This is a genomic window from Streptomyces sp. CB02980 (genome assembly GCF_014451325.2).
Lineage (GTDB): Bacteria > Actinomycetota > Actinomycetes > Streptomycetales > Streptomycetaceae > Streptomyces.
In genome coordinates this window covers 42,966-57,775 of sequence record NZ_JACSCH020000031.1, presented here as the reverse complement: position 1 = coordinate 57,775, position 14,810 = coordinate 42,966, and the positions used below count along the sequence as shown (strand labels likewise).

At 71.1% G+C, this 14,810-nt stretch carries 14 protein-coding genes; 4 read left to right on the top strand and 10 right to left on the bottom strand.

Annotation, left to right across the window (positions count from 1 at the left end; genetic code table 11):
• A partial coding sequence (locus tag E0F75_RS38420) for an ROK family protein (RefSeq protein ID WP_229315652.1) occupies window positions 1-813 on the top strand: 813 nt, incomplete at its 5' end.
• 151 nt (window positions 814-964) lie between these two features.
• On the opposite strand, the gene E0F75_RS38415 is transcribed toward E0F75_RS38420, so the two are convergent.
• The 4 genes from E0F75_RS38415 to E0F75_RS38400 form a co-directional block, all read right to left on the bottom strand.
• Window positions 965-1,429 (bottom strand): nuclear transport factor 2 family protein, encoded by a 465-nt coding sequence (locus tag E0F75_RS38415; protein WP_229315651.1) that lies wholly within the window; start codon window positions 1,427-1,429, stop codon window positions 965-967.
• Between the two features lie 80 nt (window positions 1,430-1,509).
• Entirely contained in the window at window positions 1,510-3,231 is a 1,722-nt protein-coding gene (locus E0F75_RS38410; protein WP_229315650.1) for a bifunctional 3-(3-hydroxy-phenyl)propionate/3-hydroxycinnamic acid hydroxylase, read from the bottom strand.
• 105 nt (window positions 3,232-3,336) lie between these two features.
• Entirely contained in the window at window positions 3,337-4,377 is a 1,041-nt protein-coding gene (locus tag E0F75_RS38405) for a 3-dehydroquinate synthase (protein WP_229315649.1), read from the bottom strand.
• A 5-nt stretch (window positions 4,378-4,382) separates the two neighbouring features.
• Window positions 4,383-5,159 carry a thioesterase II family protein gene (locus E0F75_RS38400; RefSeq protein WP_229315648.1) on the bottom strand — a complete coding sequence of 259 codons (777 nt, stop codon included), beginning with the start codon at window positions 5,157-5,159 and terminating at the stop codon, window positions 4,383-4,385.
• A gap of 424 nt (window positions 5,160-5,583) precedes the next feature.
• Between E0F75_RS38400 and E0F75_RS38395 the strand changes: the two genes are divergently transcribed.
• Together E0F75_RS38395 and E0F75_RS38390 are read left to right on the top strand one after the other, a co-directional pair.
• A complete protein-coding gene (locus tag E0F75_RS38395) occupies window positions 5,584-6,069 on the top strand; it encodes a type II 3-dehydroquinate dehydratase (RefSeq protein ID WP_229315647.1) in 486 nt (161 codons plus the stop codon).
• Complete coding sequence (locus E0F75_RS38390) at window positions 6,066-7,409, top strand: FAD-binding oxidoreductase (protein ID WP_229315646.1); 1,344 nt, start codon at window positions 6,066-6,068, stop codon at window positions 7,407-7,409. Before E0F75_RS38395 ends, E0F75_RS38390 begins: the two co-directional genes overlap by 4 nt.
• 40 nt (window positions 7,410-7,449) lie before the next feature.
• On the opposite strand, the gene E0F75_RS40540 is transcribed toward E0F75_RS38390, so the two are convergent.
• From E0F75_RS40540 to E0F75_RS38375, 3 genes are read right to left on the bottom strand one after another with little or no spacing between them, the layout of a single operon-like run.
• A complete protein-coding gene (locus tag E0F75_RS40540; RefSeq protein ID WP_229315645.1) occupies window positions 7,450-8,775 on the bottom strand; it encodes a helix-turn-helix transcriptional regulator in 1,326 nt (441 codons plus the stop codon).
• Window positions 8,776-8,809: 34 nt separating this feature from the next.
• Complete coding sequence (locus tag E0F75_RS38380) at window positions 8,810-9,121, bottom strand: hypothetical protein (protein ID WP_229315644.1); 312 nt, start codon at window positions 9,119-9,121, stop codon at window positions 8,810-8,812.
• 4 nt (window positions 9,122-9,125) lie between these two features.
• Window positions 9,126-9,290 carry a hypothetical protein gene (locus E0F75_RS38375; protein ID WP_229315643.1) on the bottom strand — a complete coding sequence of 55 codons (165 nt, stop codon included), beginning with the start codon at window positions 9,288-9,290 and terminating at the stop codon, window positions 9,126-9,128.
• A 280-nt stretch (window positions 9,291-9,570) separates the two neighbouring features.
• Here E0F75_RS38375 and E0F75_RS38370 point away from each other — a divergent pair, with 280 nt between their 5' ends.
• The gene (locus tag E0F75_RS38370) at window positions 9,571-10,554 is read left to right on the top strand and encodes a helix-turn-helix transcriptional regulator (RefSeq protein ID WP_229315642.1); all 984 of its coding nucleotides are present in this window, start codon (window positions 9,571-9,573) and stop codon (window positions 10,552-10,554) included.
• A 102-nt stretch (window positions 10,555-10,656) separates the two neighbouring features.
• On the opposite strand, the gene E0F75_RS38365 is transcribed toward E0F75_RS38370, so the two are convergent.
• The 3 genes from E0F75_RS38365 to E0F75_RS38355 form a co-directional block, all read right to left on the bottom strand.
• Entirely contained in the window at window positions 10,657-11,715 is a 1,059-nt protein-coding gene (locus E0F75_RS38365) for a methyltransferase (RefSeq protein ID WP_229315641.1), read from the bottom strand.
• A 76-nt stretch (window positions 11,716-11,791) separates the two neighbouring features.
• Window positions 11,792-12,766 (bottom strand): isopenicillin N synthase family oxygenase, encoded by a 975-nt coding sequence (locus E0F75_RS38360; RefSeq protein WP_229315640.1) that lies wholly within the window; start codon window positions 12,764-12,766, stop codon window positions 11,792-11,794.
• Between the two features lie 578 nt (window positions 12,767-13,344).
• A complete protein-coding gene (locus E0F75_RS38355; protein ID WP_229315639.1) occupies window positions 13,345-14,673 on the bottom strand; it encodes a class I SAM-dependent RNA methyltransferase in 1,329 nt (442 codons plus the stop codon).
• Window positions 14,674-14,810: the final 137 nt, after the last annotated feature.

Here is a 14,810-nt window from a genome sequence, read left to right as displayed (position 1 = left end):
ACGGGCACGGGCACGGGCACGGGCACGGGCACGGGCACGGGCACGGGCACGGGCACGGGCACGGGCACGGGCACGGGTACGGGCACGGGTGTCGGCGGCGGGTTCCGGGCGGTGGGTGTCGCCATGCCCGCGACCGTGAGCCCTTCGGGCCGGGTCGTGGCCTGGCCGAGCCGGCCGGAGTGGACGGGCGTCGATCTGGGGGCGGCGCTGCGGGGGCTGTTCCCCGAGGCGGCCGTCGGCTGGGCCGACGACGGTGACCTGGGCGCGCTCGCCGAGGCGGAGGAGGCGGGCTGCGACCGTCTCCTCTACCTGGGGGTGGGCACCGGTGTCGGCGGCGGCTTCGTCGACGGTGGGGCCGTCGTCCCGGGGCCGGGCCGGGGTTCGTTCGAGATCGGGCACATGATCGTCGAGCGGGGCGGCGCCCCGTGCGTGTGCGGGCGCCGGGGCTGCGTACAGGCCGTCGCCTCGGGTCCCGCCACGCTGCGGCGGGCGGCGCGGCTGCGGGGCGGGGAGGTCGGTTTCGAGGCCTTGCGCGCCGGAGTGGTCCAGGGTGCGCCGTGGGCCGTGGCGGCCGTGGACGAGGCGTGCGAGGCGCTGGCCACGGCAGTGGTCGGCGTGCACGAACTCCTCTATCCACAGCTGACGTTGGTCGGCGGCGGCTTCGCCGAGGGGATTCCCGGCTTCGTCGACGGGGTGGCCCGGCACGTGTCGCGGCTGGTCCGGACCGGCGGTCCGAGCTCACCGGTGCGCCCGGCAGCCCTCGGCGGCCTCTCCTCGCTGCGGGGCGCCTGCGCGCTGGCCCGCTCGCTCTGACGACGGCGGGCGGCGGCCGGCGGCGGCTGGTGACGGCCGGCGGAGTCCGCGAAAAGGCCCGGTCGGGCGGGACGGCGTGTCACAGCCGTCCCGCCCGACCGGGCCTTCGTACTTCGCTTCAGATCGGTGTCAGCGCCGCATCAGAGCCGCGTCAGAGCTCCTTCAGGGCGGCGAAGAGCTGGTCGAGGCGGCCGAAGAGCCGGGAACCCTCAAGGTGGTTGGTGTAGTTGCGGGACTCGATGATCAGGCCGTCGCGGACCCGCAGGACGTACACGCACGGCAGGGCGAGGTCCTTGCCGTTGACGGTGCCGCGGTAGGTGAACTCGGCGACGACGACCTCGGGGTCGGTCGACTCGTGGATGACGACGTCCTCCGCGCGGTAGTCGCGCAGACCGGCGGCCGCGGACTTCCCGGGGCCCTCGGCGAAGTGCGTGCGCAGGGCCTCGCGGGTCAGCAGCGGGGTGTCGCCGACGGGCGCCATCGGGTGTTCCACGCGGGTCTGTTCGGCGTAGAGCGCGGCGAGCGCGTCGGCCTGGGAGGCGTCGCCGGCGACCAGCTTGGGGACACCGTCGATCACCCGGAGGAACACTTCGCGTGCGGTGGGCGTCTCAGACATGGGGTACCTCCACGAGGAACGAGAGAAGAGGGGGAAGGGAGAGTCGGAATCGGTACGGGGAGCAGGGCGGGGAACGGAGCTCAGATCCCGAGCCGGGACCGGGGAGCCCGCACCGCTCCGGTGAGCTGGGCCCGCAGGTCGTCGACGAGCGTCGCCGCCTCCGCGGCCCCCTTCGCGGCTCCGAAGACGTGGTAATCGGGCCGGACGAGCAGGGTCGTACCGTCGCAGCGCCGCAGATACGAGAGGTACACGCCGTCCAGATCGGCCGCATCGGCTTCAGCGTCGGCATAGGCATCGGCACCGGTTTCGGTTTCGGCACCACTTCCGGCATCGTCACCGGCACCGGTTTCGGCATCGTCACCGGCACCGGTTTCGGCACCGGCACCGGTTTCGGCACCGGACGGCGAAACGAGGCGGACCACATGGGCGCCCAGGCCCATGAGGAAGGTGAGCCGTTCCTCGCCGAGGGCGACGAGCGGGTCCTCGGTGGTGAGCAGGGCGAAGCCGCGCCCCACCGCCTCGTCGAACAGGCCCGTACGGCCCCGGTACCGGACCCGGCCCTGCGGTACGACGTCACCGGCCGGCGGTTCGGTCACGCCGGTGAAGCGCTGGTAGAGCAGCCCACCGGAGAGCGGCGGCGCCGGCTCGGGCCGGGTACTCGAACCTGACGGGACCCTCGCGAGCATCGCGGCGTCCCGGTCGGCCGCGGCGCCCGGATCGGACACGCAGATGACCTTGCCGAGCTTCACCGAGGAGCGGATCGACTCCTCCACCTGCTTCCGGCGTTCCACGGTGTAGCTGTCGAGCACGGAGGCGTCGGCCAGGCCGCGCGCCGCGAGGTCGAGCTTCCACGCCAGGTTGGCGACGTCCCGGATGCCGGAGCACATGCCCTGGCCCGCGAAGGGCGGCATGAGGTGCGCGGCGTCGCCGGCCAGCAGGACCCTGCCCACCCGCCACCGGTCCGCCCAGCGCGCCTGGAAGGTGTAGGTGGCCGTGCGCAGCAGCGTCGCGTTGGCGGGGGTGACGTCGAAGGGCGCGAGCAGCCGCCATGCCGTCTCGGGCCGCTCCAGTTCCGCGTTGGTCTCGCCGGGCAGGCGCATGAACTCCCAGCGGCGGTGGCCCGGGCCGCTGGCGACCAGGGTCGTCGGGCGGGCCGGGTCGCAGATCTGCACGTTGCTGGGAGTGAAGGTGCGGGGCTCGGCGAGTTCGACGTCGCAGAGGAGCCAGTCGTAGGAGAACCCGAGGTCGGTGACGGGAACACCGAGCGCCTCACGGACGAAGCTGCGGGCGCCGTCACAGCCGACGACCCAGCGGGCGGTGAGGGCGTGCGTCGCACCGTCGAGGCCGGTGGTGGTCACCTCGACGCGCTCCCCGTGGTCGGCGAGGCCGACGACCCGCTCCCCGCGCCTGATGTCCACGCCGGGGAGGGCGGACAGCCGGGCGGCGAGACGGGCTTCGAGGGTGGGCTGGTGCATGGTGTTGGCGTCGGGCCAGCCGTACGGGCCGACGGCCGCGAAGTCGATGTCCAGCAGGGCCTGCCCGGCCGCGTTCTGCCAGCGGTATCCGTCGGCCGGTTCGGTGAACTCGCCGATCTGGGGGCCGATCCCGGTTCCGGCGATGAGACGGGCGGTCTCGCCGTCGAAGCTGGTGGCGCGCGGGAGGAGGTAGGGGCGCGCGCGTTGTTCGAGCACGGTCACGCGCCAGCCGCGCTGGGCGAGCAGGATGGACAGCACCCCGCCGACCGGCCCGTATCCGACGACGACGACGTCCGTGTCGGTGTCGGTGTCGGTGTCCCTGAGCATGCTGGCTGGCCTCCACGGCATCGAAGGAGAAGGAGCGGAAGGAGCGGAGCGAAAGGAAGAGGAGCGGACGGAGAGGGTGAGGGAGTACGGGGAACCCGTCGCCGATCAGCGGCCGTCGCGGGGCATCGCGCGGAGACAGTCCAGGACGGCCGCCTCGTCGATGTCACGGACCAGTTCCGCCCCGGCCGGTCCGTCCAGGACGAAGGCCAGGCCGGAGGTCGCCTTCTTGTCCCGCCGCATCAGCTCGACGAGTTCTCCGGCGTCCACCGCTTCCGGCAGGCGGGTCGGCAGGCCGTAGTGGCCGACGACCTCCAGGTGCTCGGCGACACGCTCCGCGCCGATGCGGCCCAGCGCTCCGGCGAGCCGTCCGGCGAACACCGTTCCGATGGCGACGGCTTCGCCGTGCCGCAGCGCGAAGTCGGTCGCCCGCTCCAGGGCGTGCCCGAGGGTGTGGCCGTAGTTGAGGATGTGGCGCAGGCCGGTGTCGCGCTCGTCGGCGGCCACCACCTCGGCCTTACGGGCCACACTGGCGGCGATCTGTTCGTGCAGGGGCAGCCACCGCAGGTCCCCGGCGCCGATGAAGTGGCAACGGGCGATCTCCCCGTAGCCGTTCAGCCGTTCGCGCGGGGGCAGGGTGTCGAGGTAGTCGGTGTCGCAGAGCACCGCCCGCGGCTGCCAGTAGGCGCCGACGAGGTTCTTGCCCGTGGGGAGGTTGACGCCCGTCTTGCCGCCGATGCTGGCGTCCACCTGTGCGAGGAGCGACGTCGGCAGATGGATGACCCGCGTACCCCGGTGGTACAGGGACGCGGCGAGGCCGACCATGTCGGTGGTGGTGCCGCCACCGCAGGAGACGATGACATCGTCCCTGGTCAGCCCGGACTCGGCGAACGACCGGCAGAGCCCCTCGACGGAGGCCAGGCTCTTGTGCTCCTCGCCGTCCGCGACCTCCACCACGTGGAAGGGGACGCCTGGGTCGGGAACCGCCCCGGGCCCGCGCGCGGTCACGACCACGGCGCGGCGCGCGCCGGTGGCGGACACCTCGCCGGCCAGCAGCATGCGTACGCCGGGCCCGATGTGCACGGCGTACGAGCGCTCGCCGAGCTCGACGTCGATCCTCCGTGAGGACTCCGTGACGCCCTCGGTCACGGCGCTCAACCCGCCACGCCGGAAACGGCGTTCGCGGTCAGCCGGTCGGCGACCAGGGAGACGACGTCCGCGGCGCGGTCGGCGAGGAAGAAGTGGCCGCCGGGGAAGACATGGACGTCCGTCTCACCGGTGGTCTGCTCGCGCCACAGGTCCGCCTCGGCGGGGGTGACCCGTGGGTCCTCGTCTCCGGTCAGCACGGTGACGGGGCAGCTCAGCGGCGTGCCGGACGCGAACCGGTAGGTCTCGACGGCCCGGTAGTCGCTGCGAATCGCCGGCATGATCATGTCGAGGACGTCGGGGTCGTTCAGCATGGACTCGTCCGTGCCGTGCAGGGCCTTCAGTTCATTCAGGATTCCCGCGTCCGAGCGCAGCCGGATGTCCTCGTCGCGGCGGCAGGAGGGGGCGCGCCGGCCGGACACGAAGAGCCGTACCGGGTCGGGCAGCCCCGCGCGCCGCATCCGCAGGGCCAGTTCGTGGGCGAGGACCGCTCCCATGCTGTGGCCGAAGAGGGCGAGTGGCCGGTCCATGAACGGCTGGAGCGCGTCGAAGATCCGGTCCGCCAGCTCCGGCAGGGACTCGATGCCCGGCTCGGCGAGGCGGTCCTGACGGCCGGGGTACTGGATCGCGAGCACCTCGACGGCGGGCGACAGCGCCTTGGAGACCGGGAAGTAGAAGGTCGACGAGCCGCCCGCGTGCGGCAGGCACACCAGACGCATCGGGCTGTCGGGCGCCGAGTGGTAGCGGCGAACCCACAGATCCTCGCGCGTGGACGCTTGCGTCATGGCCGACGACTCTCCTTCTTCGACTTGCTCGACTTGCTCGACTTGCTCGACTTATTCGACTTATTCGACTTGCTCGATGTCTTCGACTGGTCCGACTGGTTCAACTCGTTCAACTGAACCGACTGAACCGACTGGACCGGCCTTTCCGACAGGCCGGGAACGGACCAAGAGTCGTCCGCTGAATTCGGGTGGTCGGGCCGGACCCCCGGACGTGCCTGTGGCGACGCTCCGACAGTAGCGAGCACGCTGTCGGCGCGGCATCCCTCAGCCTGACAGTTCCACCGGGTGGGCGGGCGTGCACTGTCAACCTGCGCGATGTCGAACTCGCCGCACATCACGCAGGATTGCGCGTACATGCGTATGCGGCACAGGCTGCCTGGCGCGCTCCTCGTCGCACGCGCTCTTCCGATACAAGAGGTGGCCCTTGAGCGCAATTCTTCTTCTGAATGGTCCCAATCTCGGGATTCTCGGTGAACGCGAACCGGATGTGTACGGCACGGACACCCTGGCGGACATCGCGGCCGCCGTGGGCGACGAGCTTGCGGAGCGCGGGTGGAAAGTCCATTCGGTGCAGCACGAATCCGAGGGCGATCTGGTCCGGGCCGTGCACGAGCACCGGGCGAACACCGTGGGCGCCATCGTCAATCCGGGTGCCCTGATGATCGCCGGCTGGAGTCTGCGCGACGCGCTCGCCGCGTACCCCCGCCCCTGGATCGAGGTGCACCTCAGCAACGTGTGGGCGCGCGAGAAGTTCCGCCACGAGTCCGTGATGGCGCCGCTGGCCGACGGCGTGGTGGTCGGTCTCGGCGCGTTCGGCTACCGGCTGGCCGCCAGGGCCCTGATGCATCTCAACCCCGTCCAGCACCCCGAAGACACCGAAGGCACCACCCGCTTGGAGCGGAGCTCATGAACAACGAGGCTTTCAACGCACTGGCCGAGGACCTCTCCGGCGAGGTCGTCCTGCCCGGTGACGAGACGTACGAAGAGCACCGCCATGTGTTCTCCCGCAAGGGCGAGCCGGCGGCCGTCGTGCGCTGCCACGGCACGGACGACGTCCGCAGAGCCGTCCTGTTCGCGCGCGAGCAGGGGCTGGAGGTCTCCGTCCGCAGCGGCAAGCACAGCCTGGCCGGCTTCGGCACCAGCAGGGGCGGTCTCGTCATCGACCTGTCGCCGATGAACGCGGTCGAGCTCCTCGACGCCGAGCACCACCGGGTGCGCGTCGCACCGGGCGCGGTGTGGAGCGAGGTCGCGGCGTTCCTGCAGGGCCACGGCCTGGCGTTCTCCTCCGGGGACACGGCGTCGGTGGGCGTCGGCGGGCTGCTGCTCGGCGGCGGCATCGGCTGGACGGCCCGCGCCGACGGCCTGGCCCTCGACAACATGACCGCCGCCGAGCTGGTCACCGCCGACGGACGTGTCCTGCGGGCCAGCGCCGGTGAGAACCCCGAGCTGTTCTGGGCGCTCCGCGGCGGCGGCGGCAACTTCGGGATCGTGACGTCCTTCGAGATCACCGCGCGCCCGCTGGCACGCGTCCGGTACGGCAAGGCCGTCTACCCCGGCGCCGAGGCCGCGCAGGTGCTCAAGGGCTGGGCGCGGCACATGCGGGGGGCGCCCGACGCGCTCATGTCCCATGTGACGCTCTTCCCCACACGCGGCGACACCCCGGCCCCGATCACCGTGATCTTCTGCTACGCGGGGGAGGACGGCGACGAGGCGATCGCACCGCTGCTGGAACTGGGCACGGTCGAGAGCAAGACCGTGGACCTGGTGCCGGTCCCGCAGGTGCTCGCGCCGTCCGGTGGGCTCCCCCCGGGCTGGGAGCCGACGGTGCGCAGCCGGTTCGTCCCCGAGTGCGGCGACGCCTTCATCGACGCCGCACTGGAGGGGGCGGCTGCCTTCCGCACGCTGTTCCTGGAGTTCCGCAGTCTCGGTGGCGCCGTGAACCGTGTGCCGGAGGACGCCACGGCCTTCGCGCACCGAGGCTCCGAGGCTCTGATGAACACGATCAACATGGGGACGCGGGAGGAGAACGAGGCGGCCGCTCCGGCGCTCGCCGCGTTCTGGGAGTCGCTCGCGCCGTACGTGCGGGGTGCGTACAGCAACTTCCTCAGCGAAGCGGACGAGGAGGACATCGCCGCCGCCTATCCGCCGGCGACGTACGCGAGGCTGCGGGCCGTGAAGCGGGCCTACGACCCGGAGAACGTGTTCTCGCGCAATCCCAACGTGAAGCCCGGTCCCGCCGAACAGGTCTGACCGGGCCGGAGTCCGGCCGGCGAGAGGATGGGACGTCAGGTCATATTCCCTCGCCGGCGGCGCCGTCGACGTCCAGGAAGCTCCACTCCCGGGCGAGTTCGACGCGCGAGCAGACACCGACCTTGCGGAAGATCTTGCGCAGGTGGAAGGCGACCGTGTGTCTGGAAAGGAACAGCTGGTCGGCTGCCTGGCCGTTGGTGAATCCCTGCGCGGCGAGTTTGGCGACCGCGTACTCGGTGTCCGTCAGGCTCGGCACACCGCTGCGCGGCCGGCCCGGGTCGCGGGGGTTGGGGTTCGCGTTGATCGAACGCAGGCGGCTCCTGACGCGCGAGGAGTCCCGCAGGGAGCCCGTGTCGAGATAGATCCGCATGGCCTCCTCGTACGTCTCGGCGGCCTCGGCGCGGCCGGACTCCGTACGGGCCAACGCTATGGCGAGGTCTTCGATCGCCGAGGCCCGGGCCCAGGGATCGACGTGCAGCTCCGCGGCCCTCCGGAGTTTCACGACGTCGTTCTCCAGCAGCCCGGCGGCGTGCAGGGCGGCCGAGGCGACCGAGTGCACCCCGGGGTTGCGCTCCGCGAGCCGCGTGGCCGCGCGAACGCCCTCTGCGGCCAGCGCCGTGTCCCCGGCGCTCAGGACGAGCCGTACGAGCCAGGGGGCGGCGGCCGGTTCGGCGATGAAGAGCTGGCGGGTGACGGATCCCGACAGCAGGAGCTCCGCGGCGAGCCGAGCGGTCTTCTCCCGGCCCCGGTCGGCCTCGGCGACCTGGACCACGGCCCATGCCGACTGACCCGCCGGCAGCATCTCGCGGCCGAACACGGCGTCTTCCTGGAGCTGGCGTGCGTACCGGATCGCGGTCGCCAGCTCGCCCTGGCGCAGCGCGGCCGAGGCGAGGACGAAGTGGCCCACCGGGATCCACGCCCGCAGGCCGGCGTCCTCCGCGGCGCCCAGTCCGGCCTTGGCGAGGTCCACGGCCTTCGCCAGGTCTCCGGAGGCCGCGGTCACCTGCGCCCTGACCAGGGTGGAGACGGCGGACTTCCGCCCGTCCTCCCCCATGGCACCGCCGGCACCGCCGGCACCGACAGCGCCGACAGCACCGACGGCGTCGAGGGCCTCCCACGCCTGGTCGAACCTGCGGATCTGGGAGAGGAGAAGCGCCAGCTTCATGTGGGCGTGGAACACACACTCGTGCGTCGGCGCGTCGCACGCGATGCGGGTGGCCGTGCCCGCGAGGGTGATCCCGTCCTCCAGTCGGCCGTCGCGCCAGGCCTCGTCGGACAGGGCCAGCAGACGTGCCGTGTCACATACCCCCGACGCGCAGGGCGAGGGAAACGTCGCGCATCGGTCGATCACTGCGGTTGCTTCCACGAAACGATCAGAGCCCACTTCTCGGTCAAGCCTTTCAACTGGCGTCGGCCCGCGGCCTGTCGAGGTCGGGGTCGCCGGGCGCCTGGTACTTCGACGGCAGGGTTCCCGAAGCGCTGTAGCACCCTCGGATCAAGGCAGCTGCCTGGCGCAAGGGGTCGGGGTGCGATCCCTCCAGGAGGAACATGATGAGATCGACGCGGTCCGCCGCCTGCGCACGGACCAGGACGTGTTCCAGGCCGTCCTCCTGTGCGGCGTGCGCCCACAGGCTGTCGGCCAGTTCGTTCGCGTCGTCCGGTCCGACGACCACCCCGGGCAAGGCGGTCAGGGACGCGTAGACGGCGTGCACCGCGTCAGCCCCAGGACAGGTCGTTCTGAACCTGGACGACCGGAACGTTCACGTCGCTCGCGGACCATCCCCGCACACCCGTCCCCGTGCTCGACTGAGCGGCCAGGAGGGCGGTGAGCGCGGCGGTGCAGGCCGCGACGGAGAGGACGAGACGAGACGAGAACGTCATGAGGGAAACCCTTAATCAAGTGTCGGTAATGAATGTGCAAATTGCGAAGCCGTGTTCTGGCGGTTTATGCCGTCCGGCCTGAGACCCACTCTGGACGCCATCGGGCCGTGGAGGGAAGGCACATCGGGCGACATCATCAGGTCTGACAGCTTGCTGCCAGACGGCAACCTCGCCCCACCCGGCACATACCGCCTGACCTTGAATCATTCAGCCTCTGCTGCCATGATCCTCAGCGCAGGAGACCCCCTACGGGGGCTTCACATCAAGGGGGAACACCAGGGTGCTCGAGACGCTTGGGCTGTCAGTGGAGGCCGACTCGATCTATCGGGTCATGCTGGAGCAGCCCCAGTCGGGCGTCGCAGAGTTGGCAGTTGCAACGTTACTGACCGAGAATCAGGTACGCGCGGCGCTGGACGAGCTCGGCCGGCTGATGCTCGTACGCGTCTCCCGCGACCACCCAGGCGATCTCTGCGTCGTCAGCCCGCAGATCGGCCTCACGAACATACTCCGTCAGCAGGAGGCGGAGCTGGCCCGACGGCAGGCGGATCTGGCGGCCTCGCGCGCCGTCGTCACCGAGCTTTTCGCAGCTCACGCCGACGGCGCACAGACCCACGGAGCCCACGGGGAACGACTCCTGGGGCTGGACGCGATCCAGAGCCGCCTTGAGATCATGGGCCGCACCATGACCGGGGAGTGCATGGGCGTGCACCCCGGCCGCGCCCAGCGCGCCGAGGACCTGCTCGCCAGTCGGCAGCCCAACGCCGAGGCGTTGGCCCGCGGGGTCACGTTCCGCACGCTTTACCAGGACTGCGTACGCAACGACGCCGCCACCGTCGAGCACGCCAACTGGCTTCTGAAGCACGGCGGCGAGGTCCGCACGGCCCCGGTGGTCCCGCAGCGCATGGTGATCACCGACCGCAGCCACGCCCTGGTCCCGCTCGACCCGGCGGACAGCCGCAAGGGCGCGCTCTACATCACCGAACCGGGCATCGTCCTCTCCCTGGTGACCCTGTTCGAGCAGTCCTGGTCGCTGGCGGAGCCCCTCGGCGCGTGCACCCGCCGCGACCCCGAGACCGGCCTCAACCCCGTCGAGCGCCAGCTGCTGCGCCTGTTGGCGTCCGGCCTGACCGACGAGGCCGCGGGTCAGCGCCTCGGGATCTCGGTTCGTACGGTCCGCCGTCAGATGGCGTCCATCATGGAACGCCTCGGCGCGACGAGCCGGTTCGAGGCCGGCCTCAAGGCGGCCCAGCGCTCCTGGCTGTGACGGCCGCCGGGGAGAACGGCGACCTCACCGCCGGCTCCCCGGGGGAACGCGACGAGGTCACAGCCATGCCGCTGTGACCTCGTCACCAGCCCGTCTATGCGATCACTGTGCCCGACTCTGGAACTCCAGAAGGGAGTTGCCGTCCGCGCCCAGCGAGGTCACCGAGACGAGCCGCAGGCCGGCCTCCTCGCCGAGCGCCTCGAACTCGGCGGCGGTGCGTTCCTGGCCGCCGACCATGACCAGCATGCAGAGGTCGCGCTGCGTGCTGATGAACGGCGCCGGATGTCCCTCGAGGTCGACGACCTGGTCCACGACGAGCACCTTGCCGGTGGTCCCCGCCGCCTCGGCGCAGCCCCGCAGGATCTTCGACGCCTCGCCGGTCGGCCAGTTGTGCAGGACGTGGACGAGGAGATAGGCGTCGGCGCCGGCCGGCAGGGGCTCGAAGAAGCTCCGGCCGACGACGTCGGCCCGCTCGGACACACCGGCCGCCTCGAAGATCTCGGCCGCCCGGCCCACGGTGTCGGGCAGATCGACGACTGTGCCCTTCACGTGGGCATGCTCGCGGAGGATGTTGGCCAGCAGCTGGCCACTGCCGCCGCCGACGTCGACGACGCTGTCGACCGCGGCCCACTCCCGGGTCTCGGCCAGTCGCCGGCCCAGGATGTCGGCGTGCTGGGACATGGTCCGGTCGAAGGACGTCGACAGGGCTTCGTCAGCCGCCAGGCTCTCCCAGAGGTTCTTCTCGAAGACGCTCTCCCAGGCCGCGCCACCCGTGCGGATGGAGTCGACCATGGCGGGGATGACCGCGTCGTTGGACCGGATGAACGCGTCGCCCTGGTCGAGGAAGTGAGCCATCTTCGCCGGGTGGGACGAGCGGAGCACCTCGCCCAGGTCGGTCAACCGCAGGCCGTCCGGCCCGACTTCCTCGAACAGGCCCAGGTTGGCCAGGTGCCGGGTGAGCCGGCGCAGGGCATCGGTGTCCGTTCCCGACCGCTTCCCCAGTTCCTCGATGCCGACGACCCCCTCCGGTCCCTCGGCGATCAGGTCGGGAAGCCCCAGTGTCACCGCGGTCCGCAGCGACCACGGCGTGTAGAGGTTCGACATCTCGGCGAGACGTCGAACCTCCGATCTGCCGGCCCCCACTGCTGCTTCTTCCTTCATGAGTCCCCCTCGTGCTTCATGTGTACAACGTCGTGCGATGTGTAGAGCGAGCTGCGCAGACCGCCCGGAATCCGGGCTAGTGCTTCGCCTTCGGGGCGATGGAGGCCAGCCTCGACCGCAGGTACTCGTGCGAGAGGACCGACGGGAAGCCGGTGCGGCCGACGGGCGGCTCCATCGACTCGATGAGAGCGTTGTGGTTCGTCTCGTAGAAGTAGACGAGCGAGATCAGGTCGTCCTCGGGAGCGACCGCCTGCGGAGGCAGGACGCGGTGCCGGGTCGCGTGCCAGCGGTCGCCGGTCCAACGGGCCAGCAGGTCGCCGATGTTCACCGTCAGGGCGTCGGGGTGGTACGGCGCGTCGACCCAGGTGCCTTCGGAGGTGAAGACCTGAAGGCCACCGGGGCCGGGCTCGCGGTCCAGCACGGTGATGGTGCCGAAGTCGGTGTGCGGCGCGACGTTGAACTGCCCGGGCGCCGGCGGCCTGGTGGGATCGACCGGCGGGTAGCGGTTGAAGTTGAACCCGTACGTGGGGTGGTCGAGGTACGGGGCGAAGAACTCCGCACCGAGCCCGAGGGCGACGGCGCACAGCGACATCAGCTCGTCGGACAGTGCGTGCATGCGCTCGATGTACTCACTGACCACCGGGCGCATCTCCGGCACCTCGGCGGGCCAGGTGTTGGGCCGGAACCAACGGGCGTCGACGGCGTCGTCGCCGGTCGCCTTGTCGGCGCCGAAGGAGAACGACTCCTTGAGGTCGGGCGCCATCTCGGCGGTCCCCTCGTACCCCTCCGCCGAGGCGTAGCGGGGCGCGATCCAACCCCGGCCTCCGAAGGCGATGGAGGAACGGGCCTTGACGTCGGCGGGCAGCTTGAAGAACTCCCGCGCCACCGCCCGCGTCTCGGCCCGCAGCCCCACGGGCACCCGGTGCCCGGTGACCAGCAGAATCCCCGATGTACGCAGGGCCTCGTCGACCTGCTCCGCGACCTTGGACCGCGCGTCATGGTCGCCTTCGAACCAGGGCGTGAGGTCGATGACGGGAAAGATTTCCGGCATACGTGAGTCCTTCTCGTTTCTGGTGCCGATCAGCACGCCCGCCAGTCTGCAATGAGCCAAATTGCCTGCCCATCCTCAGAGTTGACGGTCCGTGGGCAAATGGGCGGAACGGGTGAGCGCCAATCCCCGACCGACACCTCCCCCGAACCAACAGAACCGCAGGTCAGACGGCCCCTACAGGGCCACGCCGACGAAGGCGGAGAACAGCCTGCCCGGTCAAGGATTACGGCAGACGACGGGGCCCCTCTCCCGCCCACCACCGAACAATTCCGGACGGTCTCCTTCCGCAACGACGACGGGACGCGGAGACGACGCACTGCCGTCGCGACGGCCCCACACATCCCCGCGAGACCATCGCGACGCACGAATCACCCGCCCGAACCGCGCCTCCAACACGAGACCAGGACTACTCCAGACCGGCCACCACCACCACGGAACGACCTCACGCGCTGCCACATGATGACCCGTCAGAACTGCGCCGCTCGCACGTCAAGCGTGCGCCACGCGCGCCGAACAAGCGTCGAGCCACCGCACCTGGCGCATACGACGCCCATCAAGCACACCCGGAGAACAGCAGGTCAGGCGTCCTTCTTCACCGGCTCCAGGATCGCCACGCACTCCACGTGATGCGTCATCGGGAACAGGTCGAAAGCCCGCAGCGTGCGTACCTTGTAGCCGCGTTCCGCGAAGTACGCGATGTCTCGGGCCAGGGCTGCCGGGTCGCAGGCCACGTAGGCGATGCGGCGGGCGCCGAGGCCTGCCAGGTGGTGGACCGTCTGCTTGCCGGCGCCGGCGCGCGGGGGGTCCAGGACGATGAGGTCGACCTCCGTGATGCCGGTGCGCGGGAGGACCGACTCGACCTTGCCCTGTTCGATGCGGACGCGCGGGAAGGCGGCCAGGTTGTGGCGGGCGTCCTCGACGGCGCGCTTGCCGGACTCGATGCCGAGGACCGCGCCCTGGTCGCCGACGCGGTCGGCGATGGCGCCCGCGAAGAGGCCGACGCCGCAGTAGAGGTCGAGGGCCGTCTCGCCCTTGCGGGGGGTGAGGCCCTGCATGACGGCGAGCATGAGGGTCTGGGCGGCCTTCGGGTGGACCTGCCAGAAGCCGCCGTTGCCGACGCGGTAGGTGCGGTCGTCGGCGCGCTCGCGGACGAAGGCGCGGCCGTGGACGCGGTGGACTCCGCCGTCCTTCTCGTCGACGCGGAGGACGGAGACCGGCTTGTCCAGCTCGACCAGGGGGAGGCGGCCGCCGGGCTTCGGGGTCAGGATGACCTGGCGGTCGCCCGAGCCGGAGGCGGCGATGGCCTCGACCGAGGCCATGTTCTCCCAGTCGTGCTTCTCGATGCCCAGTTCCGAGACGCCCGGCGCCGCGATCATGCAGTGGTCGATCACCTCGACCTCGTGCGAGCGGTGCTTACGCAGGCCCGCGTTGCCGTCCGCGTCGATCGCGTACTGGACGCGGGTCCGCCACTGCGGGACCTCGCCCTGCGGGAGCTTGTCGCCCTCGGCCGGCATGACCGTGCCGTCCCAGCCGGCCTCCTCGGGGGTCAGGCCGGCGAGCCGCAGGAGCTGCTCGGCGATGACCTCGCCCTTGAGGCGGCGCTGGGCGCCGGGCTTGGCGTGCTGCCAGTCGCAACCGCCGCACTTGCCCGGGCCCGCGAAGGGACAGGGGGCCTCGACGCGGTCCTTGGAGGGGTCGAGGATCGTGATCGCGTCCGCGCGCAGGAAGCGGGAGGTCTCCTCGCCCTCGGTCACGCGGGCGACGATCCTCTCCCCGGGCAGCGCGTGGCGGACGAAGAGGACGCGGCCCGCCTCGGTACGGGCGATGCAGTGGCCGCCGTGCGCGACCGGACCGACCTCGACCTCGTACTCTTCCCCGACCAACGACGAAACAGGGGTGTTCTGCATGGTGGGGAAGCTCCAAGGGGACGCGATGGTGGGCTGCCGTTTGGACGGCAGCCCACCAGTCTAGTTGTTCTTTTTGAGATGTTCTTTGCGCCCGGGGTTCCCGGCGCGGGCCCGGCGCGCGGGGCGCGGGCCCGACG

What these genes read in the sequence shown, in the direction of transcription:
- E0F75_RS38415 (WP_229315651.1), bottom strand. Translation starts at nt 1,429, where the DNA reads ATGTCTGAGACGCCCACCGCACGCGAAGTGTTCCTCCGGGTGATCGAC.
- E0F75_RS38410 (WP_229315650.1), bottom strand. Translation starts at nt 3,231, where the DNA reads ATGCTCAGGGACACCGACACCGACACCGACACGGACGTCGTCGTCGTC.
- E0F75_RS38400 (WP_229315648.1), bottom strand. Translation starts at nt 5,159, where the DNA reads ATGACGCAAGCGTCCACGCGCGAGGATCTGTGGGTTCGCCGCTACCAC.
- E0F75_RS38390 (WP_229315646.1), top strand. Translation starts at nt 6,066, where the DNA reads ATGAACAACGAGGCTTTCAACGCACTGGCCGAGGACCTCTCCGGCGAG.
- E0F75_RS38375 (WP_229315643.1), bottom strand. Translation starts at nt 9,290, where the DNA reads ATGACGTTCTCGTCTCGTCTCGTCCTCTCCGTCGCGGCCTGCACCGCC.
- E0F75_RS38365 (WP_229315641.1), bottom strand. Translation starts at nt 11,715, where the DNA reads ATGAAGGAAGAAGCAGCAGTGGGGGCCGGCAGATCGGAGGTTCGACGT.
- E0F75_RS38360 (WP_229315640.1), bottom strand. Translation starts at nt 12,766, where the DNA reads ATGCCGGAAATCTTTCCCGTCATCGACCTCACGCCCTGGTTCGAAGGC.
- E0F75_RS38355 (WP_229315639.1), bottom strand. Translation starts at nt 14,673, where the DNA reads ATGCAGAACACCCCTGTTTCGTCGTTGGTCGGGGAAGAGTACGAGGTC.